Here is a 24,214-nt window from a genome sequence, read left to right on the forward strand (position 1 = left end):
GAAACGCTGGTTTTTTTATGCGTGACATTCCGGCGCTGTCAGGCGAGGATGCTGACTGGTTCAGTATGGAGAGGGTAACTATGCAGGCAAATCGTCGGGCTTTCATCATCATTGCGTTTCTGCTGGTGCTTGTCGTGGCAGGAATGGGGATAGCTTCCCTTCATGTTAAAGGCAATGCCGATGCGCTTTGGCAGATCGTCAGCGAAAAGTGCGTACCCAATCAGCAGAATAACGGGCAACCTGCGCCTTGCCTGCGAGTTGATCTGCAGCAGCGTTATACACTGCTCAAAGACCGTAACGGTCCCTTGCAATACCTGTTAATTCCCGTTGATAAGATAACCGGCATCGAAAGCCCGCGGTTGCTCAGCACAGCCACACCCAATTTTTTCAGCTTTGCCTGGCATGACAGAGGCGTAGTGGCGCAGAAATTCGGCTCGCCCATTAAAGACACCGTGCTGTCGCTGGCGATCAACTCCGAGTACGGCCGAACTCAGAATCAGCTCCATATTCATATTTCCTGCTTACGGCCCGATGTCCGCCAGCAACTGGATGGACTGGCACCGACTCTCAATGCGCAGTGGAAGGATGTTACCTTTCTGAACCATCACTATATTGTGCGGGTGCTCAGTCAGGCGGAACTGGATCAACAGAGTGTCTTTATCCGGTTAGCGTCTGAAGTCCCTGATGCTAAGAATGCGATGGGGAAATACGGTATGGCACTGGCAAGCTTACCCGATGGCCGTCTGGTGCTGATGGCGGTAGCGCGCAACTGGCTTTTGCTGAATAAGGGATCGGCAGAGGAGGTGCAGGATCACGACTGCGCCCTGCTGCAACCCATAAAAAAAGCGGCCTGATGAGGCCGCTTATGCTGTGCTCAATCGCCGGTTAGCGTTGTTTAGCCGCCGCAGCAGCTTTAACGATCACGGCAAACGCATCGGCTTTCAGCGACGCGCCGCCAACCAGGGCACCGTCGATGTCCGGCTGAGTAAACAGCTCGGCAGCGTTTTTATCGTTAACTGAGCCGCCGTACTGAATAATCACTTGCTCAGCGATAGCCGCATCTTTTTTGGCAATGTGGTCACGAATAAATTTGTGAACTGCCTGCGCCTGAGCAGGTGTGGCTGACTTCCCGGTACCGATCGCCCATACCGGCTCGTAAGCGATGATCGCATCTTTGAACGCTTCTGCACCCTGAGTGGTCAGCACCGCATCAAGCTGGCGTGCACACACTTCTTCGGTTTTGCCCGCTTCGTTTTCCGCTTCAGTTTCACCGATGCACAGAACCGGCACCAGGCCAGCAGTTTTCAACACGGCATATTTTTTCGCAATGAACTCGTCACTCTCTTTGTGATAAGTGCGACGTTCTGAGTGACCAATGATGATGTATTTCGCGCCGATATCTTTCAGCATTTCAGCGGACACTTCGCCGGTAAATGCGCCAGAGAGGTTTACATCAACGTTTTGAGCACCCAGAGCGATGTGGCTACCGGAGATGGCGTGTTTAGCCTGATCAAGATAGAGCGCGGGCGGTGCAATAGCGATGCCACAACCCTCAACGCCCGACAGTTCTTTGCGCAGACCGTCGATCAGTTCGGCTGTCATATGCTTGCTGCCATTCAACTTCCAGTTACCCATAACCAGTGGATGTCGCATTCTATCCTCCGCATAACGCGATACATGAAATGGCGCTGCCCCGGGGCAACGTTGTCTGCCAGACAGTATAGAGATCAAATAACGTCGTGGCTTTGCTTTTCGTCATTTTTGCCCCGTCCATCAGGGCGCAGCCAGCGCAAGTTTTACCGGCTCAATGGCAAAGGTTAATCCTTTATCCCCGTTATCAGACACCACAAAACGCAGTGCGCCTTCAACGTGCTCGTAGTATCGTGAGCCTTTGCCCGCTTTAAGTAATGTTTCCAGCTTTTTACGCCCTTCTTCTGGCGTGAGTCCCGGCACAAAAAAACGTAATATTGCGGTCATATAATCCATGGCTCTGGCCTGGGACGCACTTTGATCCGGGCCCGGAACCGGAAGCCAGGTGACCTGCAGCGTTTTAATTTTACCTGTGCCAGGCTCAAGCGCGGTCGAGGAGTAAAGCGTTTCGTTGATCTTGGTGGCTGCCCGCGTCAGATCGGTTTTCTCATCGCGGGAGTCAATGGCGCGATACTCCAGCAGCGGCAGTTGAGGGTTCGCGAGATTATATTTTTCACGAAACTGGCCGATAGTCATATCCAGCGTGGGAGCGCCTGTTAACAGATAGGGCGCGGTAGGCATATGTTCGGCCTTGTCGAGTGGCGGCGGATCGGCAGCAAATACCGGAACCGTCAGCGCAAGACTCAGCAACAGTGCGCCTGGCAAATTCTTCATTTTGTCGGCCCTGACCAATAAACTCGGAATCAAATTAGAACGGTTTTTACCTCTAAGGTCAAAAGCGTGCAGGTAAAATTTTGTCTGGGGAGCATGCATGATATTACAGCAATGGTTTTTTTCGTTTCGTGGTCGCGTCGGGCGCCGTGATTTCTGGCTCTGGCAGGCAATCTGGTTGCTGTTAACCAGCGTCCTGTTCTTTTTAGCCGGTAACGATCTGGTGGATACGCAAATGGCTGCGTTTGGCATCGTGTGTTTATTGTGGCCGGCCAGCGCCATCGTGGTTAAGCGCCTGCACGATCGTGATCGCCGCGGTTACTGGGCGCTGTTACTCATCGCTGCCTGGTTGCTGATGGCAGGTAACTGGAGCATGACCGGCGCTGTCCTGCAGTGGGTTATTGGCCGCGCGCTGCCATTTATCATTCTGGCAGGACTGATCCTGGACTTAGGCCTGTTTCGTGGCACCGCTGGCGATAACCGCTTTGGTGCCGCACCGGTGCCTTTACGTCTGAAGCGGGCGACTTACCAGTAATTCTCGCTGGTGATATGACCGGGCTTGCGCTTCAGGTGCTTGCGCATGCCGCGTGTCTCTTTCAACAGCTGCTGCGTATCTCGTACCATCTGTGGATTGCCGCAGACCATCACATGGCTGGTTTCTGCATCAATAGTCAATCCGGCCGCACGCTCCAGCTCGCCACTTTCGATTAATGCCGGAACACGTCCGGTTAATGAGCCCATACTTTCTTCACGACTGACGACCGTGATCACCTGCAGCTTGCCGTTATAGATCTGCTGGAGCTGCTGCATTAGCGGTAAAAAGCTGAGGTCGGCTGCGTAACGTGCGGCATGCACCAGTACGATATGTTTAAAGCGATCCAGGCCTTCACCCTGCTGCAAAATGGACAAATAAGGCCCCACTGCCGTACCGGTTGCCAGCATCCATAAGGTCTGACATTCCGGGACTTCATCCAGAATAAAAAAGCCTGCAGCATCTTTGGTAATCATGACCTGCTCACCGGGGCGCAGCGCCTGTAAGTGTGGACTCAATTTGCCGTCGGGTACGGTGACTAAGTAAAACTCAAGCAGGTCGTCATTGGGCGCATTGACGTAAGAGTAAGCACGTTGCACTCGTTCACCTTCGATCTCCAGTGCCAGCTTGGCGTACTGCCCGGCACTAAACGGGGCGATAGGGGCCTTAACCCGCAAGCTAAACAGCGCGTCAGTCCAGTTTTTTACTTCCTTTACTTGAGCATTGATCCACTCGGCCATGGTTACTCCTTCAGCGTTGAATCGTCTGGCGAATAAACATCTTCTCTACTGCACTGGCAGATTACCAGTCCGTCAGGCTGCAAAGGCTCTAATCGACAAACTGTAATATTTAGTTTACATCCTGGTTGCAATTATTGACGTGAATTGCCCCGCCACTTTTTATGAATCACTCGCTTTGTCATGAAATCCTGATATTTTCCTGCCACAACGGGTTTCAGCCGTTATTTGTGCTGTTTAATCGTCCCTGTTCATACAGACCTTTCGTTAAAAGATGATGAAGAAAATAGAAAATCGTCCGTTGCTGATCATGCTCATTGCACTGGTCGCAGTCGGGCAGATGGCTCAGACCATCTATGTGCCCGCCATGGCGGCAATGGCGGATGCACTTCAGGTGCGAAATGGCATGATGCAGCATGTCATGGCGGCCTATTTAATCACCTACGGCGGATCGCAGCTGATCTACGGTCCGCTCTCTGACAGCGTGGGGCGCCGTCCGGTGATCCTGGCGGGGATGGCGATCTTTATGATCGGCGCGATTGCCGCCATGATGGCCTCGTCGCTGGATATGCTGGTCACGGGCAGTGCGATTCAGGGCGCGGGCACCGGCGTGGCCGGTGTCATGGCGCGAACCATGCCGCGCGATCTTTATCACGGTCATGCCCTACGCCAGGCCAACAGCTGGCTTAATATGGGCGTGCTCGCCAGCCCTTTAGTGGCACCGGTGATTGGCGCACTGTTAACGCAGCTGTTTGGCTGGCATGCCTGCTTTGCTTTTCTGCTGTTGCTGTGTCTGATGGTGACGGTCGCCATGGCGCGCTGGCTACCGGAGACGCGCCCGAACGGTGCCGAAGTCACGCCCTTCTTAAAACGCTATATCCGGCTGTTACGTGATGCGAATTTCGTCCGTTATCTGGTGCTGCTGATTGGCGCACTGGCCGGCATTGCCGTCTTTGAGGCCAGCTGTGGCGTGCTGCTCGGTGGCGTTCTGGGCCTGAACAGTTTCACTGTCAGTATTTTGTTTATCTTACCTATTCCTGCAGCCTTCTTTGGTGCCTGGTTCGCCGGACGTGAGCAGCGCTCCTGGCATAGCCTAATGTGGTTTGGCGTCAACAGTTGCCTGCTGGCGGCGGTGTTGATGTGGATACCTGCCTGGTTTGGCATCATGACAATCTGGACGTTATTGATACCGGCGTCGCTGTTTTTCTTTGGCGCGGGAATGCTGTTTCCCCTGGCCACATCAGGTGCGATGGAGCCCTATGCCTGGCTCGCAGGAAGTGCGGGCGCACTGATTGGGGGGTTACAGAATTTGGGTTCCGGGCTGGTGGCGTCCCTGTCGGCGTTAATGCCCCAGCGCGATCAGTTCAGCCTTGGCCTGCTGATGGTTATCACGGCTCTGGTGATGTTGCTGTGCTGGCTGCCGCTTTCGCGACAGCCTGCAGGCGAGAATCAGGCTGTTACAGGATAAAGGGATGCAAAACCGGATCTTTGCGGTCCAGGTAATGCACAGACTGGATGCGGCGAATCGTGCGTGATTTGCCGCGAATTAACAGGGTTTCACTGGTGGCCATATTGCCCTGACGGGTGATGCCTTTCAGCAGATCACCACTGGTGATACCGGTGGCGGCAAAGATCACGTTATCGTTTCGCGCCATCGCCTGCAGGGGCAGAACTTTTCCTGCCTCAATCCCCATGCCAGCGCAGCGTTTCAGCTCATATTCCCCAATCCGGCGGTTCTCTTCGCTGTCACCTTTTACGTGATGTCGTGCCAGTAATCTGCCCTGCATATCACCGTCCAGCGCACGAATCACAGCGGCCGATACCACGCCTTCAGGCGCGCCGCCAATACCGTACATCACGTCAACTTCGCTGTCGGGCATACAGGTAAGAATGGAGGCCGCCACATCGCCATCAGGGAACGCGAATAGTCTTACGCCCAGCTGTTTAAGCTGCTCGATAACGGCGTCATGGCGCGGCTTTGACAGAATGGACACGGTGAGTTGTGACAACGGCTTATTCATGGCGATGGCGATATTACGCAGGTTAATCTCAAGCGGGAGATCCAGATTGATATGGCCCCGCGCCGCCGGACCGACGATAAGCTTCTCCATATACATGTCAGGCGCATGAAGAAAACTGCCTTTGTCACCGACGGCCATCACGGCAAGCGCATTGGCCTGTCCCATTGCCGTCATGCGGGTACCTTCAATAGGATCGACGGCAATATCCACCGCGTCGCCCTGACCCGTGCCCACTTTTTCGCCGATGTAGAGCATAGGGGCTTCGTCAATTTCCCCTTCGCCGATCACTATCTGTCCATCGATCTGAATGGTATTTAAGACATGACGCATGGCATGAACGGCGGCACCGTCCGCCGCGTTTTTATCGCCGCGCCCTAACCACTTATAACCAGCCAGTGCGGCAGCCTCAGTTACGCGGGAAAATTCAATGGCAAGTTCTCGTTTCATTGCATGTACCTGACAAAAAACAGGCTGGCAGTGTAGCGGAGGGAGAAGGCGGGGAAAAGGCCCGTGACGGAGGACGTCACGGGCGCAGTGCGGATTACTCTTGTTCTTCCCACGCTTGCGCGCGCGCGACAGCTTTCTTCCAGCCGGCATAACGGACGTTACGCTCGGTGGTTTCAAGTGTTGGACGGAATTCGCGCTCAATCACGGCTTTGGCACGGACTTCTTCCAGATCCTGCCAGAAACCTACCGCCAGACCTGCCAGGTACGCGGCACCCAGCGCAGTGACTTCACGCACTTCAGGTCGCTCAACGCGTGTGCCAAGAATGTCTGACTGGAACTGCATCAGGAAGTTGTTAGCCACTGCTCCTCCGTCCACACGCAGAGCCTGCAGGCGCGTGTTGGCATCATTCTGCATGGCTTCCAGGACATCACGCGTTTGATAAGCGATGGACTCCAGCGTTGCACGGATGATGTGGTTCGCATTCGCACCACGTGTCAGGCCGAACAGCGCGCCACGTGCATAGGGATCCCAGTAAGGTGCACCCAGGCCAGTAAAGGCAGGAACCATATATACACCGTTTGAATCTTTCACTTTCATCGCGAAGTATTCTGAGTCAGCCGAATCGCTGATCAGCTTCATCTCATCGCGTAACCACTGAATGGCCGCGCCGCCGATAAAGACCGCCCCTTCCAGTGCATAGTTGACTTCACCACGTGGCCCGCAGGCGATAGTGGTCAGCAGGCCGTGCGTTGAGGTGACGGCTTCGGTACCGGTGTTCATCAGCATAAAGCAGCCGGTGCCGTAGGTGTTTTTCGCCATACCCGGCTGAACGCACAGTTGACCATAAAGCGCAGCCTGCTGGTCGCCTGCGATACCCGCGATAGGAATACGCGTACCGCCTTTACCACCAATGTTTGTCTGACCATACACTTCAGACGAAGATTTTACTTCTGGCAGCATCGCACGCGGGATATCCAGGATTTCCAGCATGCGCTCATCCCACTCAAGCTTGTGGATGTTGAACAGCATGGTACGTGAGGCGTTGGTGTAATCGGTGATGTGCACGCGCCCCTGGGTCATTTTCCACACCAGCCAGGTGTCGACTGTACCAAACAGCAGTTCGCCACGTTTTGCACGCTCGCGCGCGCCTTCTACGTTATCCAGGATCCACTTAACTTTGGTGCCAGAAAAGTAAGGGTTAATCACCAGACCGGTGGTGTGCTGGATATACTCTTCCAGTCCCTCTTTCTTCAGCTTATTACAGTAGTCAGCAGTACGGGGATCCTGCCAGACAATGGCGTTATAAACCGGCTTACCGGTTTCTTTATCCCAGACGATCGCGGTTTCACGCTGGTTAGTAATCCCAATCGCCGCGATTTCATCGGAGCGAATATCAGCATGTGCCAGCACTTCAACCAGCGTAGAACTCTGTGATGCCCAGATATCCATTGGGTCATGCTCTACCCAGCCCGCTTTCGGATAGATTTGGGTAAATTCGCGTTGCGATACCGCCACAATGTTAGCGTCGTGATCCAGCACCACAGCACGTGAACTGGTTGTGCCCTGATCGAGAGCGACGATGTATTTTTTATCGGTGGTAGTCATAAATTCATTCCTGATGATAAAAAGTGGAACTTACGCTTTACGTTCATGCGCGGACGCAATCGGTTTGTCACTGGTCGGTGGGGAAATCACCGCACCGGGTAAATGGCGGCCAATCAGGGCGCGATAACCAAAGGCTCCCAGGCAAGCACCGACCAGTGGGCCAAAAATTGGCACAAGGAAATACGGAATCTGATGACCGCCAGTGAAGGCAACGGTGCCCCAGCCAGCCAGCCACTCGAAGACTTTCGGTCCGAAGTCACGTGCCGGGTTCAGGGCAAAGCCGGTCAATGGGCCCATAGAGCCACCAATAACGGCAACCAGCAGGCCAATCAGCAGCGGTGCCATCGGGCCACGCGGGACGCCATTGCCATCGTCGGTCAGTGCCATAATCACGGACATCAGGACTGCAGTGATCACCATTTCAACCAGGAAGGCCTGACCTACGCTAATTTGCGGATTCGGGTAGGTAGAAAAAATGCCCGCCAGGCTCAGGCTTTCAACTGAACCCCGTACCATGTTATGACTTTGTTCGAAATTGATAAACAAGCTGTAGTAAAGTCCGTAGACCAGCGCCGCGCCACAGAAAGCACCGGCTACCTGAGACAGAATATAAGGGAGGACTTTACGGCCTTCGAAATTGGCGAACAGGCAGAGTGCGACAGTCACTGCCGGGTTGAGATGGGCACCTGACACACCTGCGCTGAGGTAGACCGCCATAGAAACGGCCAGCCCCCAGACGATACAGATTTCCCATTGGCCAAAAGTGGCACCAGCCAGCTTAAGCGCGGCAACGCAACCCGCGCCAAAAAACAGGATCAAACCGGTACCCAGAAATTCGGCAATACACTGACCTTTGAGTGTGGTTGTAGTCTGACTCATGATAGTTGTTCCTGAAGCGAGGTTAAATTTTATCAGTTTTTGTTCTCATTCCGTGAGTCACCCATCTTTGATGTAGGGCTGTTGTTAATTTATCGTTAACGAGCATAAACGAGAAATAGCGAAATCGATTTTTGTGTAGTGTGTCAAAAAAATGCGCGTTTTCGCGTGTTTTGATTTTCCTTAAGCGCCATTCGGGCCGTTTTCCTCCGCGTGATACCGGCTTCGCTACGCAAACAGGTGGGAAAGGAACATTTTAGGGATAGGCTGAAAAATGTTACTGACGGCGGTCTGCAGGCCCGCGTTGCTGGACTTGCGTGATGAGGCTACATACAATCGGGGCAACGTTGCTGGTAAACGCCTTGTGTGCGAAAGCTGGCATCATCAACGCCTTGCAAGATTTTAGGAGAGGTCAGAAAGATGTCATTTGAAGTGTTTGAGAAACTGGAAGCAAAAGTACAGCAGGCGATTGATACTATCACCCTGCTGCAAATGGAAATTGAAGAGCTGAAAGAGCAGAACAACAACCTGCGTCACGACGCGCAGAATGCTGCTGGCAACCATGAAGCACTGATGCGCGAAAATCAGCATCTGAAAGAGGAGCAGCATGTCTGGCAAGAACGCCTGCGTGCGCTGTTGGGAAAAATGGAAGAGGTATAAGCCTCAACTAATGCGAAAAACGGGTGCCTGGCACCCGTTTTCGTTTGCTGACATTATTCAATGTCGAGCGGATCTTCCGATAAAATCATACCGGTGTTATCCGCATAGAGATGGTCGCCAGAGAAGAAGGTGACGCCGCCGAAATTCACGCGCACATCGCTCTCGCCAATGCCTTCACCGGCCGCGCCTGCCGGAATAGCGGCGATAGCCTGAATGCCGATTTCCAGTTCTTCCAGTTCGTCTACCTGACGTACCGAACCGTAAACCACGATGCCTTCCCACTCATTCTGCGCTGCCAGTCGGGCAAGCTGCGCATCAACCAAAGCGCGGCGTACTGAGCCACCGCCATCAATCAGCAACACGCGGCCACGACCGTTCTCTTCCAGCAGATCGTAAAGCAGCCCGTTGTCTTCAAAACATTTCACTGTGGTTATCTGACCGCCGAATGAGGTCCGCCCACCGAAATTTGAGAAAAGCGGTTCAACAACGTTCACTTCTTCGTGGTAGATGTCGCAGAGTTCAGAAGTATCGTATTTCATAAGGGTTTCGTCTGTTTGCCACAGGAGCGCTAAGTATATCGCTTTATGCCAATTGTTGGCAAAATCATCAGCGGTTAAAAACCGGTACCGCATCAAGCGCATGCAGAAAAAAGCCCAGCCAAACTGGCCGGGCTTTGATACAGCACATAGACAGGTGAACGTTACAGGATGAAGCGGCTCAGGTCTTCGTCTGCAACCAGCTCATCCAGATGTTTACCCACATATTCGGCATCAATGGTGACGGATTCACCGCTCCGATCGCTGGCATCATAGGAAATATCTTCCATCAGACGTTCCAGCACGGTATGCAAGCGACGCGCACCGATGTTTTCAGTAGTTTCGTTGACCTGCCATGCGGCTTCCGCGATGCGACGAATACCATCGTCAGTAAAGTGAATGTTCACGCCTTCGGTATTCATCAGCGCTTTGTACTGCACTGTGACTGAAGCATTAGGTTCGGTCAGGATGCGCTCGAAATCATTCACCGTCAGGGCCTGGAGTTCAACACGGATCGGTAAACGACCCTGCAGCTCAGGAATCAAATCGGACGGGCTGGCAACCTGGAACGCACCTGAGGCGATAAACAGAATATGGTCAGTCTTGACCATGCCGTGCTTGGTCGACACGGTGCAGCCTTCTACCAGTGGCAGCAGGTCGCGCTGAACGCCTTCGCGTGAGACGTCCGGGCCGCCCGCGTTTTGTCCGCCGCGCTTACAGATTTTGTCTATCTCATCGATGAACACGATGCCGTGCTGTTCTACCGCATCAATGGCATCCTGCTTCAGCTCTTCCGGATTCACCAGCTTGGCGGCTTCTTCTTCAATCAACAGCTTAAAGGCTTCTTTGATTTTCAGCTTGCGCGGTTTCTGTTTCTGCCCGCCCAGGTTCTGGAACATGGACTGCAGCTGGCTGGTCATCTCTTCCATGCCCGGCGGTGCCATGATTTCAACGCCAGGGCCTGTTGCGGCTAAATCGATCTCAATTTCTTTATCGTCGAGCTGGCCTTCACGCAGCTTCTTGCGGAAAGACTGACGTGCAGATGAAGGCTCGCTGGTTTGTTCAGCCTGTCCCCAGTTATTTTTCGCCGGTGGGATAAGCACATCAAGAATGCGCTCTTCCGCCATTTCTTCTGCGCGATATTTGTTCTTCTCAATGGCCTGGCTGCGCACCATTTTGATCGCGGAGTCCGTCAGGTCACGAATAATGGAGTCGACTTCTTTGCCGACATAGCCCACTTCGGTGAACTTGGTGGCTTCAACTTTGATGAACGGCGCGTTGGCCAGTTTTGCCAGACGGCGAGCAATTTCTGTTTTACCCACACCGGTTGGGCCGATCATGAGAATATTTTTAGGGGTCACTTCGTGACGCAGCTCTTCGTCAAGCTGCATACGGCGCCAGCGGTTACGCAGGGCAATAGCCACGGCGCGCTTAGCGCTGTCCTGGCCAATAATAAAGCGGTTCAGCTCGCTGACGATTTCGCGTGGAGTCATCTCAGACATGTTTAGATCCTTACGACTTGGACGTTAATTCTTCGAAATTAACGTTGTGGTTGGTGTAGATGCAAATATCGCCAGCGATATTCAGCGATTTCTCAACGATGTCGCGCGCACCCAATTCAGAATTTTCTAACAGGGCACGGGCAGCGGCCTGGGCATAGGGACCGCCAGAACCGATAGCAATAAGGTCGTTTTCAGGCTGGATGACGTCACCATTACCGCTAATGATCAGCGATGCCGATTCGTCCGCCACCGCCAGCAGCGCTTCCAGGCGGCGTAACATTCTGTCGGTGCGCCAGTCTTTCGCCAGCTCAACGGCCGCTTTCACCAAATGGCCCTGATGCATTTCAAGTTTGCGTTCGAAGAGTTCAAACAGGGTAAAGGCATCTGCAGTGCCGCCAGCAAAGCCAGCAATCACTTTATCGTTGTAAAGACGACGCACTTTTTTGACGTTGCCTTTCATTACGGTATTACCGAGCGTAGCCTGGCCATCGCCGCCAATCACTACCTGGCCGTTGCGTCGAACACTTACTATTGTTGTCACGGGCAGACCCCTTTTACTGTCGGAAAAAAGCTCCGCGCCCAGGGCGCGGAGGATCATGCAGACAGATATGGGGCAGATTTGACGGGTTTCAACCCCCAACGGCGAGCGGAATGCAGCCGGAATGTCCTGAAGCGCGCAGACGTTTCAGCGTGCTGTCTGCGCTGGCGCGGTCTTTGAAGGGCCCTACCACGACACGATTCCATCCGCCGCCGGAGGTCAGACGGCTTTCAAACCCTTCAAACGCCAGCGCGGCGCGCACCGATTCAGCCTGCTCTGTTCCCTTAAACGAGCCACACTGAACCATCCAGCGTTGCGAGGCTGCTTTTTCAGCCGGTTTCGCTTTGGCGGTGTCCTGTGTTTTAGGCTGAGCAGTAGGTTCACGCGTAACAGGCGCGGGTTGTGTCTGCTGCACACTCTGCTGTTGCTGAGTATGTTGCTCCTGACGCTGCTGCTGTATTTGTTGCTGACGTTGCTGCTGCTGTTGTGCCTGCTGCTGACGTTGCTGCGACTGCAATTGCTGTTGCTGTTGCTGTTGCTGTTGCTGGAGCTGTTGCTGTCGCTGAAGTTGCTGTACCTGCTGCTGATGCTGCAGCGTTTGCTGGCGTTGAGCTGGCGTCTGCTCGTTCCACGGCACTTCATTTAATTGGGTGGGTTGCTGACGCATATCCGCCTGCATTTGCTCAAGCAGCTGGCGTTGCTCATCGGTCAGTTGCGTATGTGACTGCACTTCGCCACCGGAGGTAGGCTCGCTTGGGGTCGGCACAGTGACCTGACGGTTTTCCAGCTCTTTGATGTATTTCCAGCGTTCTTCAGGCTTTGGCGGTAAGCCATTCCCGTTGGCTTTATGATCCGTAATAACCGGCACGTCTTCTTTCTTGTGGTGCGCCAGGAACCATAAACCACCGGCAAAGGTCACCAATACAGCAACCGCCAGTACAATCATTAATTTAGAGGTGCCTGAACCGCTTTTTGTTTTTTTGCCACGGCTTGGGCTTTTCTTGCGACGCGTCCCTGTTGAACGCCCGCGGCCTACATAATCTTTTTGTGCCACTCTCGTCCTGATACCCTTGAAAATATGATGCCACGTAGGCGAATCCGTTGTTACCACACGCCCGGCAAGGAGCCCGCCATGTTACTTAAGGGCCGGAACTTTGACCAGCAATGATAGCCCTAAGAATCCCCTGAAAATAGCGGAACTTTTCGCTTATCTCTCATCCTTTTTTGCCAAAGTTGTGCTACCACGCACCACCAGTTCGGCATCCAGCAGCGTTGAACCGTTATGAATGCTATTACCCTGTAATTCATTCAGTAACAGCCGCACGGCTTCGCAACCTATCTCAAAACAGGGCTGTTTCACCGTGGTGAGCGGCGGCTCGCAGTAACGCGAGAGTTCGATATCGTCGAACCCCACAACCGACAGGTCTTCCGGTATGCGCAGGCCCAATCGTTTTGCCTGGCTGATAGCGCCGATGGCCATGATATCGCTATGACAAAACAGGGCTCGTGGCGGCTGTGGTAAAGCCAATAGCTGATTTATGGCATCAACGCCGGATTCAAAGGTGAAGTCACCCCGAACGATATAAGTGGGATCCACGCTGATGCCGCTGCGACGTAAGGCCTGCACATAACCCTGAAGGCGGTACTGGCACAGTGCAACGTCTTCCGGTCCGGTCAGGCAGGCAATGCGTTTATGACCCAACTGCAGCAGGTGATTGACCGCGACAAACGAGGCCGTCAGGTTATCGATATTGACGGTGGGCAACGACATTTCTGGCGAGAACTCAATCGCCATCACCATCGGCGGAAGATTGCGCTGCTCTTCAGGACTCACATCAAAGGGTAACTGGGCGCCCAGCAGCACGATGCCATCGATCTGCCGGGTCAGCATCAGGTTTAAAAACGTCCACTCCTGCGGTTTTTGGTGTGCGCAGTCGCCGATAAGCACCAGATAACCAGCCTTTGAGGCGGCGACTTCAACGCCACGGATAATTTCACTGAAGAAGGGATCGCAGATATTGGGGACGATCAGCAGCAGCGTCTGCGTGTCATTGCGCCTGGCATGGCGGGACATGCTCTGGGCGGCATAGCCGACGTCAGCCACGGCCTGTTCGACTTTCTGACGCGTGGCCGAAGAGACTTTTTCCGGATTCATGAGTGCACGCGACACGGTAGCGGTCGAGACGCCGGCTTTTTCTGCGACGTCTTTCATCGTGGCGGCAGCCGACGGTTGATTCTGATCCAACACATGCTCCTGATGCGTAATCGCGCATTCAACGTTCGTATTGTCTGAGGTAAAAACAGGCCAGGCACCATTGTTATCGATTGCGATGCCGGGCCGTTACTTAATTTGCATAAAAATTGTGACTTATGCGACGTTTTTCGATCCCTCTCACAACCTGCCCGGGCCTAGCTTTCGGTAGGATCCACGTCCAGCGTCCACTTTACCTTGCGTGAGGCCGGTAAAGTGCCAGTCAGCGGTAACGAACTACTCAGCAGCTGTTGCAGACGTTTGCGTGACGGATGCTGCACCAGCAACTGCCAGCGCCAGCGACCGCTCCGCTTTGGCTGCAGGGCAGGCAGTGGCCCCATGAACCACATTGCCGTGTCGTTAAGCGGGCTGGCTTCCAGCATATTACGCAGCTGTTGCAGAAATTCTGCAGCCTGATTGTTGTCCATGTCCTCCGCACGAAACAGCGCATGATGTGTCCACGGAGGGAGAAAAACCGACTGGCGCTCCAACAGCGTTTGCTGGGCAAAAGCGAAGTAGCCCTGGTGGAGCAGCGTTTGCAGAAGCGGATGCTCAGGATGGTGTGTTTGCAGCAAGACTTCGCCTTGCTTACCGGCCCGACCGGCGCGGCCCGCAACCTGAGTATAAAGCTGAGCGAAGCGTTCTGCGGCACGGAAGTCAGCGGAAAACAAGGCACCGTCGACGTCCAGCAGTGACACCAGCGTCACATCAGGAAAATGATGCCCTTTTGCCAGCATCTGGGTTCCCACAAGAATACGCGCGCCGCCGCGATGGACATCCGCCAGATGCTGCTCCAGCGCGCCTTTGCGGCTGGTGGTATCCCGGTCGATGCGCGAGACCGGCACACCGGGAAATAACGTGCCCAGCTGCTGTTCAAGCTGTTCCGTTCCTACGCCCACCGGTAACAGGTGAGTTGAACCACATTGTGGACACTGGTTGGGCAGCGGTCGCTGGCTGTCACAATGGTGGCAGCGCAACTGACGATGATGTTGATGCAGAGTGTAATAGCGATCGCAGCGCTGGCATTCGGCAATCCAGCCGCAGTCGTGGCAGAGCAGCGCAGGTGAAAAACCACGGCGGTTCAGGAACAGCAACACCTGGTTATCTGCTTTCAGATGCTGGCGCATTTTGAAGATCAGGGCAGGTGCCAGGCCGCCAGTCAGCTGTACGCCTTTCAAATCGATTAGCTGCTGCAGAGCGGGTTTAGCGTTACCGGCGCGTTTCATCAGGTCGAGCTGACGGTATTTGCCGTTACGCACGTTGTGCAGGCTTTCCAGCGCCGGTGTCGCGGAACCCATGATGACAGGAATATTCTCTTCATGGGCGCGAAACACGGCCAGATCGCGAGCCTGATAGCGCCAGCCTTCCTGCTGCTTATAAGAACTGTCGTGCTCTTCGTCGATAATAATGACGCCCGGACGCGCCATAGGGGTAAACAGGGCCGAGCGAGTGCCGATGATGATGGCATTCTCTCCTCTGCGCGCCCGTAGCCAGACAGAAAGGCGTTCGCTGTCATTCAGCGCTGAGTGCAGCACATCAACCGGCGCATCAAAACGTTCGCGGAAACGGGCAATGGTTTGTGGCGTCAGGCCGATTTCCGGCACCAGCACCAGGGCCTGTTTTCCTCTGGCCAGGACGTTTTCCAGCACGCTGAGATAAACTTCAGTCTTGCCTGAGCCGGTAATTCCCGCCAGTAGCCAGGCCGCATAATGCTCATCTTCACTGCGCATCGCCCCGACTGCCGTCGCCTGATCGGTATTGAGGCGCAGGCGTTCACCTTTGACCGCGAAGCTGCTGCGCCAGTCATGCCTGTGTGGCTGATGCTCATGTAATTCGCATAACCCTTTGGCACGCAGCGCCTGCATGGCAGCATCGGTGAGATCGTGCTCAGTGACTTCATGACGATAAAGCGGCCGCTGTCGCAGCGTTGCAAGCCCTTGCTGCTGTTTGGGGGCCCGCTTCAGGCTCTCGGGGGCAGTAGCCCGGCCCTGCTCGGTAATTTCCCAACGCCATAAGGGATTATCCTGGGCAGGTTTACCTTGTCTGAGCAGCACCGGTAGCGCATGGCTCAGTACCTCGCCGAGAGGTGAATGATAGTAGTTCGCCGCCCAGTGGAGAATGCGCCACAGAGACGGGGGAAAGAGCGACTCGCTGTCCAGTACCGATATCACCTGTTTGAGCTGGGTCGCGGGCAGGTCGCTGGTGTCAGGTAATGCCACCACGATACCGGTCATTTTTCGGTTACCAAAAGGCACGATCACCCGACCGCCAATGACCGGCTGCACGCCGACAGGAGGCAGGTAGTCAAACAGGCGAGGAAGGGGAACGGGCAGGGCAACCTGAACAACGGGCATAACAGTCTCTTTCCGGTTCATCTAGCAGGGCGGTTAGTGTACACGCTGACGCACACGGCGTGTATCTCAGGCGACATTTGCAGCATTAAACATTAGCCTGTATAATATGCCGCCTTCGGTAAGAAAGACCTTGCCGGAGTTCACCATTAATGTTCAATCGCGTGTGGTGCTGCGCAGGTTCACGTCCTGGCGCGGAGAGCGACACGGCCTTATATGAGGTTTCCCATGAAACAAGGTATTCACCCAAAATACGAAGCAGTTACCATCAACTGTACTTGCGGTAACGTGATTCACACTCGCTCTACGCTGACTCACGAACTGAACCTGGACGTTTGTGGTAAGTGCCACCCGTTCTACACCGGTAAGCAGCGTGAAGTTGCAACTGGTGGCCGCGTTGACCGCTTCAACAAGCGTTTCAGCGTGCCAGGCACCAAAAAATAAGAAACGGCATTCGAACATCTGTTCGGCGGCAAGAAAAACCCAGCTCAGGCTGGGTTTTTTTATGTCTGAAAATCAGTATTCCCAGGTATCCGGGTCGATGCCCATGTCACGCATAATTTTTTTCGCGGCTTCCGGTATTTCGTCGTTACGTTCTTTACGCAGGTCGACATCATTAGGTAACGGTTGTCCGGTAAAAGCATGCAAGAAGGCTTCGCACAGGAGTTCACTGTTTGTCGCGTGGCGCAGGTTGTTAACCTGACGACGTGTCCGTTCGTCTGTCAGAATTTTCAGCACGCTTAACGGAATTGATACCGTGATTTTTTTAACCTGTTCGCTCTTTTTGCCGTGCTCAGCGTACGGGCTGATATATTCGCCGTTCCATTCAGCCATGGGATACCTTAATCAATAAAAGTTAAAAGTTACGAAATCAGCCGATTATGCCTGATTTTCTTCTACCTGACCCCTTCTCTGGCGGGTTTCTTCGTTCAACGCACAGTGCTAATGGAGTTGAACGCCAGGTATGGGCGCATAATTTTAGCGGTTATTGCGACGATGCTCAATCTATACGCAAAGACATTTGGATGTCCAGATGTATTGACGTCTAAAAGCAAGATGATATCCTGTTGGCAAATTATTTCATACTTCAGGAACAGTTAGCCCTATGACGCGTAAACAGGCAACCATCGCAGTGCGCAGCGGTTTGAATGACGACGAGCAATACGGCTGCGTTGTCCCGCCCATCCACCTTTCCAGCACCTATAACTTCCATGATTTCAATGAGCCCCGTGCGCATGACTATTCCCGTCGTGGTAACCCCACGCGTGATGTGGTGCAGCGTGCCCTGGCAGAGCTGGAAGGCGGAGCGGGAGCGGTGCTAACCAATACCGGCATGTCCGCGATTCATCTGGTGACAACCGTGTTCCTGAAGCCTGGCGATCTGCTGGTTGCGCCGCACGACTGTTATGGCGGCAGCTATCGGCTGTTCGACAGTCTGAGTAAGCGGGGCGCTTACCGGGTGAAGTTTGTCGATCAGGGTGATAAAGCTGCGCTGCAGGCGGCACTGGATGAGAAGCCTAAACTGGTGCTGGTTGAAAGCCCCAGTAACCCGCTATTGCGCGTGGTGGATATCGCCGCCATTTGCGCAGCGGCGCGTGCGGCGGGCGCCGTCAGCGTCGTGGACAACACCTTTATGAGTCCGGCACTGCAAAATCCTCTGGCACTGGGTGCGGATCTGGTGATTCACTCCTGTACCAAATACCTGAATGGCCACTCTGACGTGGTAGCCGGTGCCGTGATTGCTAAAGATCCGCAGGCGGCGACCGATTTAGCCTGGTGGGCCAATAATATTGGGGTCACCGGCTCCGCTTTTGACAGCTATCTGCTGCTGCGCGGAATGCGCACGCTGGGCCCACGTATGGCCGCTGCGCAACGTAATGCGTTAGCCATTGTTGATTATCTCAAGCAACAGCCGCTGGTGAAAACGTTGTATCATCCTTCACTGCCGGAAAACGCGGGACATGAATTCGCTGCACGCCAGCAGCGTGGATTCGGTGCCATGCTCAGTTTTGAGCTGGACGGCGATGAAGCCCGGTTGCGCCGTTTCCTTAAAGCGCTTGAGTTGTTCACGTTGGCGGAGTCGTTGGGCGGCGTTGAAAGCTTGATTTCACACACGGCGACCATGACCCATGCAGGTATGTCTGCAGAGGCCCGGGCCGCAGCAGGCATCTCTGAAACATTGCTACGTATTTCAGTAGGTATTGAAGACCACGAAGATTTAATTGCCGATTTGGATAATGCATTCCGGATCGCAGCCGAGGATTGATGATGACGAGTTCAGCTGGCGCAGGAACGCCAAACAACAGACAGCTCCACAAGTTTGGTGGCAGCAGCCTTGCAGATGCACGCTGCTACCAGCGTGTCGCCAGCATTATGGCGGATTACAGCCAGCCAGGTGACATGATGGTCGTATCGGCCGCGGGCTCGACGACCAATCAGCTGATTAGCTGGCTGAAGCTGAGCCAGAGCGACCGACTGTCCGCACATCAGGTGCAGCAGACATTACGTCGCTATCAGAGTGAGCTCATCAGTGCACTGTTACCTGCCGAAATAGCCGAACCCTTAATTACTGCCTTTATTCGCGACCTCGAAAAACTGGCGGCGTTACTGGATGGTGACGTCACAGAAGCGGTCTATGCGGAAGTGGTGGGCCATGGTGAGATCTGGTCTGCACGTTTAATGTCAGCGGTGCTGAACCAGCAGGATCTTCATGCCTGCTGGCTGGATGCACGCGATTTTCTGCGCGCGGAACGGGCCGCCCAGCCGCAGGTAGATGAAGGCAAATCCTGGCCGTTGTTACAAACGCTGCTGGCCCAGCATCCGCATAAACGCATCGTGGTAACTGGCTTTATCTGCGGCAATGACGCGGGCGAAACGGTACTGCTGGGGCGTAACGGTTCTGACTACTCTGCCACGCAGATTGGTGCGCTGGCAGGTGTGGGACGTGTGACGATCTGGAGCGATGTGGCGGGCGTTTACAGTGCCGATCCCCGCAAAGTCTCTGATGCCTGTCTGCTGCCCTTGCTGCGCCTGGATGAGGCCAGTGAGCTGGCGCGTCTGGCAGCCCCGGTACTGCATACCCGCACCTTACAGCCGGTCTCGGGCAGCGATATTGATTTGCAGTTACGCTGCAGCTATCAGCCGGAACAGGGCTCTACCCGTATCGAGCGCGTCCTCGCGTCCGGTACGGGCGCCCGCATCGTCACCAGCCACGACGACGTGTGCCTGGTAGAGATCCAACTTCCTGAGCAGCACGATTTTACGCTGTTTCAAAAAGAGATCGACCAGCTGCTGACGCGCGCGCAGATGCGTCCGCTGGCGATGGGCATTCATCCCGATCGTCAGCTGCTGCAACTGTGCTACACCTCTGAAGTGGTGAACAGTGCCTTTACTTTATTGCAGGACGCCGGCTTACCTGGACATTTGCAGTTACGTGAAGGTTTAGCGCTGGTCGCGCTGGTTGGCGCTGGCGTCACGCGCAACCCGTTGCACACGCACCGTTTCTGGCAGCAGCTAAAAGATCAGCCGGTCGAATTTATCAGCCAGTCGCCAGAGCACATTAGCGTGGTTGCGGTGCTGCGCGTTGGCCCTACTCAGCATCTCATTCAGGGGTTGCACAGTTCCCTGTTTCGGGCAGAAAAGCGCATTGGCCTGATGTTGTTTGGCAAGGGCAACATCGGTTCTCGCTGGCTGGAGTTGTTTGCCCGCGAGCAGGAAACGTTGTCGGCGCGCACCGGTTTCGAGTTTGTGCTAGCGGGCGTGGTGGACAGCCAACGCAGCCTGCTGAGCTATGAAGGTCTGGACGCCAGTCGCGCACTGGCATTCTTTGACGATGAAGCGGAAGCGCGCGATGAAGAGTCGCTGTTTCTGTGGATGCGCGCGCACCCTTACGATGATCTGGTTGTGCTGGATGTGACGGCCAGTAAGCCGCTGGCACAGCAATATCTTGATTTTGCCAGCCATGGGTTTCATGTCATCAGCGCCAATAAAGTGGCGGGAGCATCGGATACGCAAACCTGGCGCGAGATTCGGGATGCCTTTGAAAAAACCGGCCGCCACTGGTTGTATAACGCCACCGTGGGCGCAGGTCTGCCGATAAACCATACGGTGCGCGATTTACGGGAAAGCGGCGACACGATTTTGTCGATCAGCGGTATTTTCTCCGGAACGCTGTCCTGGCTGTTTCTGCAATTTGATGGCACGGTGCCCTTTACCGAGCTGGTGGATCAGGCGTGGCAGCAGGGATTGACGGAACCGGATCCTCGCGTCGATCTGTCGGGTCAGGACGTGATGCGCAAACTGGTGATTCTGGCACGTGAAGCAGGCTATAACATCGAGCCGGATCAGGTGCGCGTCGAGTCGCTGGTGCCGCAGAGCTGCGAAGATGAATCAATAGATCACTTTTTCGAGAATGGCGACGAGCTTAATGAGCAGATGCTGCAACGGCTTGAAGCCGCGCAGGAGATGGGGCTGGTGCTGCGCTATGTTGCGCGCTTCGATGCTAACGGCAAAGCACGTGTTGGCGTCGAAGCGGTACGTCCGGAGCATCCTCTGGCCGCCTTACTGCCTTGTGACAACGTGTTTGCCATCGACAGCCGTTGGTATCGCGATAATCCGCTGGTGATCCGCGGACCTGGTGCAGGCCGGGACGTTACCGCCGGCGCTATCCAGTCTGATATTAATCGCCTTGCCCGACTCCTCTGACGTTGCTTTTCTCCAGGCGCTTCGGCGCCTGTCCTGCCCTAACATCCTCATATAAAAAGCCCTTTCACATCGACTGAATATTTGTCACTTCCTGGGATGATTTATCAGTTGACGCTTGCGGGAAAATGGTTCACTTTGAGTGTCTGGACGTCTAAACGTATAGATGTTTACAGGTTAACAGATAACCGATGTGGGCGGAGGTAGCAGGATGAGTTTCTTTCATGCCAATCAGCGCGAGGCGCTCAATCAGAGCCTGGCAGAGCTAAACGGGCGAATTAGTGTCTCTTTTGAGTTTTTCCCGCCGCGCACCAGTGAAATGGAAGAAACGCTGTGGAACTCCATCCATCGTCTGAGCAGCCTGAAGCCCAGTTTTGTCTCTGTAACCTACGGGGCGAACTCGGGTGAGCGTGACCGCACACACAGCATCATTAAAGGCATTAAGGAACGTACGGGGCTCGAAGCTGCGCCGCATCTGACCTGTATTGACGCTACCCGGGATGAGCTGCAAGCCATTGCACAGGATTACTGGAATAACGGTATTCGCCATATCGTGGCGCTGCGTGGCGATCTGCCACCCAATAGCGGTAAGCCGCAAATGTACGGCAGCGATCTCGTTTCGCTGCTTAAAGAGGTCGGTGACTTCGATATCTCCGTCGCGGCCTATCCGGAAGTCCACCCCGAAGCAAAAAGTGCCCAGGCTGACCTGATTAACCTGAAACGTAAAATTGATGCTGGCGCTAACCGTGCCATTACCCAGTTCTTCTTTGATGTTGAGAGCTATCTGCGTTTTCGTGATCGCTGCGTTTCCACCGGCATTGATGTTGAGATCGTGCCGGGCATTTTGCCGGTATCGAATTTCAAACAGCTGCAGCGTTTTGCCGCCCTGACCAATGTACGCGTTCCGGGCTGGATGAATGCCATGTTTGCAGGGCTGGATGAGGATCCTGAAACGCGCAAAATGGTGGGGGCGAACATCGCCATGGACATGGTGAAAATCCTGTCGCGTGAGGGCGTAAAAGATTTTCATTTCTATACTCTGAACCGGGCAGAAATGAGCTATGCCATTTGTCATACCTTAGGTGTGCGTCCGGGAATTGCCGCCTGAAGATGGCCATAAAAAAACCGACGTGTCCGCGTCGGTTCTGAATGTCTCATCCATTGCATATACAGGGCTGACAGCAGCCTGATGTGCCACGCATTAAAAATGTGTCCAGCCTTCATGGGTCAAGGGTTGAGCCGGTTTCACTCGCGAGGGGTTTTTGAGCGTCGGTACGCTATGCACCTGCTGTGTCGTGTTATTAAAGCGAAAGACTGAGACCGCCTGCAGCAGCTGTCGTGACTGTTCCCGGAGGCTGTTCGCGGCCGAGGCGGATTCTTCCACTAATGCGGCGTTTTGCTGTGTGGCGCTGTCCATCTCGGTTACCGCGATGCCCACCTGTTCTACGCCTCTGGCCTGCTCGGCGCTGGCTGAGGTAATTTCCTCAACGGTATCACTCAGGTGACCTACAGCCGTGACGATGCTCTGCATCGTCGCGGTGGCATGTGCAACCAGTTCGTCACCTTGCCCCACGCTGCGGGCGTTGGCGTCAATTAACTGGCGAATTTCACCTGCGGCCGTGCTGCTACGTTGCGCCAGGGTTCTGACCTCGCTGGCAACCACCGCAAAACCTTTACCGTGTTCGCCCGCGCGCGCGGCTTCTACTGCTGCGTTCAGCGCGAGAATATTGGTCTGGAAGGCAATACTGTCAATAACGGCGGTGATGTCGGCGATTTTCCCTGAGCTGTCTTTAATGGTGCGCATCGTGCTGGTAATCGCTGCCGTGGCATCATTGCCTTCGTTGGCGACATTACGCACATTGACCGCAAGCTGACTGGCCTGCTGCGCATTGCTGGCGTTATTTTTCACCGTCATGCCAAGCTGCGTCATGGTGGCTGCCGTCTGCTCCAGCGCGCTGGCCTGCTCTTCGGTTCTCTGTGACAGGTCGGCATTTCCCTGCGCTATCTGACTACTGGCAGAGGCGACGCTTTCCGCATTGGATCTCACCAGGCTGACCGTTTGAACCAGTGCCTCCTGCATCTCCCGGATTGCCACCAGCAGTTTGCCGGTTTCATCGGTGTGAGTGACCTGCACAGGCTCGCTGAGGTCACCTTTTGCCACGCGCTGTGCGGCAATCAGGGCCTGATTAAGGGGCCGGGTGATGCTGCGCGTAATAAGCCAGGCAGACAATCCCGCCAGAAATAGCGCAACGGCACCGGCGCCCGCCAGTAAACGCAACGCATTGGTTCGATCGCTATGGGAAGTTTGCTCTGCAACCTGCATCCGCGCTTCCTGGTGATCTTTTAATGCCTGAAGGGAGGCTATATAGCCCGTTTGAATGTTGTCTCCCGAGGCCTGTAACAGCTGGTCGGCCTCCTCTTTTTTACCTTGCTGAGCAAGTGCAACGACCTTATCCATTAGCGGCAGAAAAAGCGCCGCGTGAGACTGGATGTTGGAAAAAAGTTGTCTGCCAGTGACGGAGGCAACCTCTTTATCCAGCACCTGCATCAGGCTGTCGGCCTGGCTTCTGACCTGCTGATAGCTGTTAAGCGCTTTTTCTGTTTTTGCCGGATCCGGCTGGAGTACGGCAATGCGCGCCAGACGACTCATATCTTGCGCATAAAATGACAGCATGGCCGATTCGGATGCCTTGGCGTAAAGGCCCCCGGCGATCTCACTGTTAGCGTCGGCCAGAGAACGTGTTTTGGTAATACCGATCAGGACCATGAAAATGACAAGCATGCCCATGAAGCCAAAAGCCGCCACGAGCCGTATTCCTATTCTGATGTTATTCATACTGTTACCCTGATGTTAATGATAAGCACGAAGGCCTCACTGCCTTCTGTCAGTGTGGTTTTTGAATCAGTGTGTGGCTTTTTATCGAACAATCCGGGTGTTTTTTGACCCGTATAAAGAGTAACGACCACAAAGGCATAAGGTTTATAGGCTAACTGTAATCAAACTGTAATAATTTCTAAGGTAATGCACTTGACCAGATGAAATGGTCTCAAGGACGCTGTAGGTGAAGGGGTAAAACATTAGATAAAACAGCAGG

22 protein-coding genes are annotated in these 24,214 nt (G+C 54.4%); 8 read left to right on the forward strand and 14 right to left on the reverse strand.

The genetic code is table 11. The features are described 5' to 3' along the window. Window positions 1-80: 80 nt before the first annotated feature. Window positions 81-854, forward strand: coding sequence for a CDP-diacylglycerol diphosphatase (locus AAIE03_RS18625; RefSeq protein WP_041458036.1), 774 nt, complete (start codon window positions 81-83; stop codon window positions 852-854). A gap of 31 nt (window positions 855-885) precedes the next feature. On the opposite strand, the gene tpiA is transcribed toward AAIE03_RS18625, so the two are convergent. Next, window positions 886-1,653 (reverse strand): triose-phosphate isomerase, encoded by a 768-nt coding sequence (tpiA, locus tag AAIE03_RS18630; RefSeq protein WP_029570786.1) that lies wholly within the window; start codon window positions 1,651-1,653, stop codon window positions 886-888. 120 nt (window positions 1,654-1,773) lie between these two features. Beyond that, entirely contained in the window at window positions 1,774-2,364 is a 591-nt protein-coding gene (locus AAIE03_RS18635) for a DUF1454 family protein (protein ID WP_014604764.1), read from the reverse strand. A gap of 97 nt (window positions 2,365-2,461) precedes the next feature. Between AAIE03_RS18635 and AAIE03_RS18640 the strand changes: the two genes are divergently transcribed. Continuing rightward, window positions 2,462-2,896: a DUF805 domain-containing protein gene (locus AAIE03_RS18640; RefSeq protein ID WP_013027700.1), complete on the forward strand. Its 435-nt coding sequence runs from the start codon at window positions 2,462-2,464 to the stop codon at window positions 2,894-2,896. Here AAIE03_RS18640 and fpr read toward each other — a convergent pair. Next, the gene (gene fpr, locus AAIE03_RS18645; RefSeq protein WP_013027699.1) at window positions 2,887-3,633 is read right to left on the reverse strand and encodes a ferredoxin--NADP(+) reductase; all 747 of its coding nucleotides are present in this window, start codon (window positions 3,631-3,633) and stop codon (window positions 2,887-2,889) included. The two genes, AAIE03_RS18640 and fpr, sit on opposite strands and share 10 nt — an antisense overlap. Window positions 3,634-3,904: 271 nt before the next feature. Between fpr and emrD the strand changes: the two genes are divergently transcribed. Further along, window positions 3,905-5,098, forward strand: coding sequence for a multidrug efflux MFS transporter EmrD (emrD, locus tag AAIE03_RS18650; protein WP_019105403.1), 1,194 nt, complete (start codon window positions 3,905-3,907; stop codon window positions 5,096-5,098). Here emrD and glpX read toward each other — a convergent pair. The 3 genes from glpX to AAIE03_RS18665 all read right to left on the reverse strand — a co-directional run bounded on the left by glpX (window position 5,088) and on the right by AAIE03_RS18665 (window position 8,583). Continuing rightward, complete coding sequence (glpX, locus tag AAIE03_RS18655; RefSeq protein WP_014604766.1) at window positions 5,088-6,098, reverse strand: class II fructose-bisphosphatase; 1,011 nt, start codon at window positions 6,096-6,098, stop codon at window positions 5,088-5,090. The genes emrD and glpX overlap by 11 nt on opposite strands. 94 nt (window positions 6,099-6,192) lie before the next feature. Then, window positions 6,193-7,704, reverse strand: coding sequence for a glycerol kinase GlpK (gene glpK, locus AAIE03_RS18660; RefSeq protein WP_014594886.1), 1,512 nt, complete (start codon window positions 7,702-7,704; stop codon window positions 6,193-6,195). Window positions 7,705-7,734: 30 nt separating this feature from the next. Further along, window positions 7,735-8,583 (reverse strand): MIP/aquaporin family protein, encoded by an 849-nt coding sequence (locus AAIE03_RS18665; RefSeq protein ID WP_013027695.1) that lies wholly within the window; start codon window positions 8,581-8,583, stop codon window positions 7,735-7,737. Between the two features lie 417 nt (window positions 8,584-9,000). Between AAIE03_RS18665 and zapB the strand changes: the two genes are divergently transcribed. After that, a complete protein-coding gene (gene zapB / locus AAIE03_RS18670; RefSeq protein WP_014594885.1) occupies window positions 9,001-9,240 on the forward strand; it encodes a cell division protein ZapB in 240 nt (79 codons plus the stop codon). A gap of 53 nt (window positions 9,241-9,293) precedes the next feature. Here the strand turns inward: zapB and rraA are convergent, their stop codons facing one another. The 6 genes from rraA to priA all read right to left on the reverse strand — a co-directional run bounded on the left by rraA (window position 9,294) and on the right by priA (window position 16,421). Beyond that, window positions 9,294-9,779, reverse strand: coding sequence for a ribonuclease E activity regulator RraA (gene rraA / locus AAIE03_RS18675; protein ID WP_013027693.1), 486 nt, complete (start codon window positions 9,777-9,779; stop codon window positions 9,294-9,296). 161 nt (window positions 9,780-9,940) lie between these two features. Further along, complete coding sequence (gene hslU, locus AAIE03_RS18680) at window positions 9,941-11,278, reverse strand: ATP-dependent protease ATPase subunit HslU (protein ID WP_013027692.1); 1,338 nt, start codon at window positions 11,276-11,278, stop codon at window positions 9,941-9,943. Between the two features lie 10 nt (window positions 11,279-11,288). After that, complete coding sequence (gene hslV, locus AAIE03_RS18685) at window positions 11,289-11,819, reverse strand: ATP-dependent protease subunit HslV (protein WP_024471414.1); 531 nt, start codon at window positions 11,817-11,819, stop codon at window positions 11,289-11,291. 88 nt (window positions 11,820-11,907) lie between these two features. Then, window positions 11,908-12,870 (reverse strand): cell division protein FtsN, encoded by a 963-nt coding sequence (gene ftsN / locus AAIE03_RS18690; RefSeq protein WP_498563131.1) that lies wholly within the window; start codon window positions 12,868-12,870, stop codon window positions 11,908-11,910. Window positions 12,871-13,023: 153 nt separating this feature from the next. Further along, the gene (cytR, locus tag AAIE03_RS18695; protein WP_014604768.1) at window positions 13,024-14,061 is read right to left on the reverse strand and encodes a DNA-binding transcriptional regulator CytR; all 1,038 of its coding nucleotides are present in this window, start codon (window positions 14,059-14,061) and stop codon (window positions 13,024-13,026) included. Between the two features lie 164 nt (window positions 14,062-14,225). Continuing rightward, complete coding sequence (priA, locus tag AAIE03_RS18700) at window positions 14,226-16,421, reverse strand: primosomal protein N' (protein WP_112900664.1); 2,196 nt, start codon at window positions 16,419-16,421, stop codon at window positions 14,226-14,228. A gap of 225 nt (window positions 16,422-16,646) precedes the next feature. On the opposite strand from priA, the gene rpmE reads away from it, so the two are divergent. Continuing rightward, window positions 16,647-16,862: a 50S ribosomal protein L31 gene (gene rpmE / locus AAIE03_RS18705; RefSeq protein WP_006121308.1), complete on the forward strand. Its 216-nt coding sequence runs from the start codon at window positions 16,647-16,649 to the stop codon at window positions 16,860-16,862. Window positions 16,863-16,934: 72 nt separating this feature from the next. Here rpmE and metJ read toward each other — a convergent pair whose 3' ends face one another. Next, complete coding sequence (metJ, locus tag AAIE03_RS18710; protein ID WP_013027687.1) at window positions 16,935-17,252, reverse strand: met regulon transcriptional regulator MetJ; 318 nt, start codon at window positions 17,250-17,252, stop codon at window positions 16,935-16,937. Window positions 17,253-17,523: 271 nt separating this feature from the next. On the opposite strand from metJ, the gene metB reads away from it, so the two are divergent. From metB to metF, 3 genes are all read left to right on the forward strand, one after another. Next, complete coding sequence (metB, locus tag AAIE03_RS18715) at window positions 17,524-18,684, forward strand: cystathionine gamma-synthase (protein ID WP_013027686.1); 1,161 nt, start codon at window positions 17,524-17,526, stop codon at window positions 18,682-18,684. 2 nt (window positions 18,685-18,686) lie between these two features. Next, window positions 18,687-21,122 (forward strand): bifunctional aspartate kinase/homoserine dehydrogenase II, encoded by a 2,436-nt coding sequence (locus AAIE03_RS18720; protein WP_015699320.1) that lies wholly within the window; start codon window positions 18,687-18,689, stop codon window positions 21,120-21,122. Between the two features lie 208 nt (window positions 21,123-21,330). Next, the gene (gene metF / locus AAIE03_RS18725; protein WP_498563132.1) at window positions 21,331-22,227 is read left to right on the forward strand and encodes a methylenetetrahydrofolate reductase; all 897 of its coding nucleotides are present in this window, start codon (window positions 21,331-21,333) and stop codon (window positions 22,225-22,227) included. A 93-nt stretch (window positions 22,228-22,320) separates the two neighbouring features. Here the strand turns inward: metF and AAIE03_RS18730 are convergent, their stop codons facing one another. Continuing rightward, window positions 22,321-23,955, reverse strand: coding sequence for a methyl-accepting chemotaxis protein (locus tag AAIE03_RS18730; RefSeq protein ID WP_498563133.1), 1,635 nt, complete (start codon window positions 23,953-23,955; stop codon window positions 22,321-22,323). Window positions 23,956-24,214 lie beyond the last annotated feature (259 nt).

The organism is Pantoea sp. Ae19-2 (genome assembly GCF_059801205.1).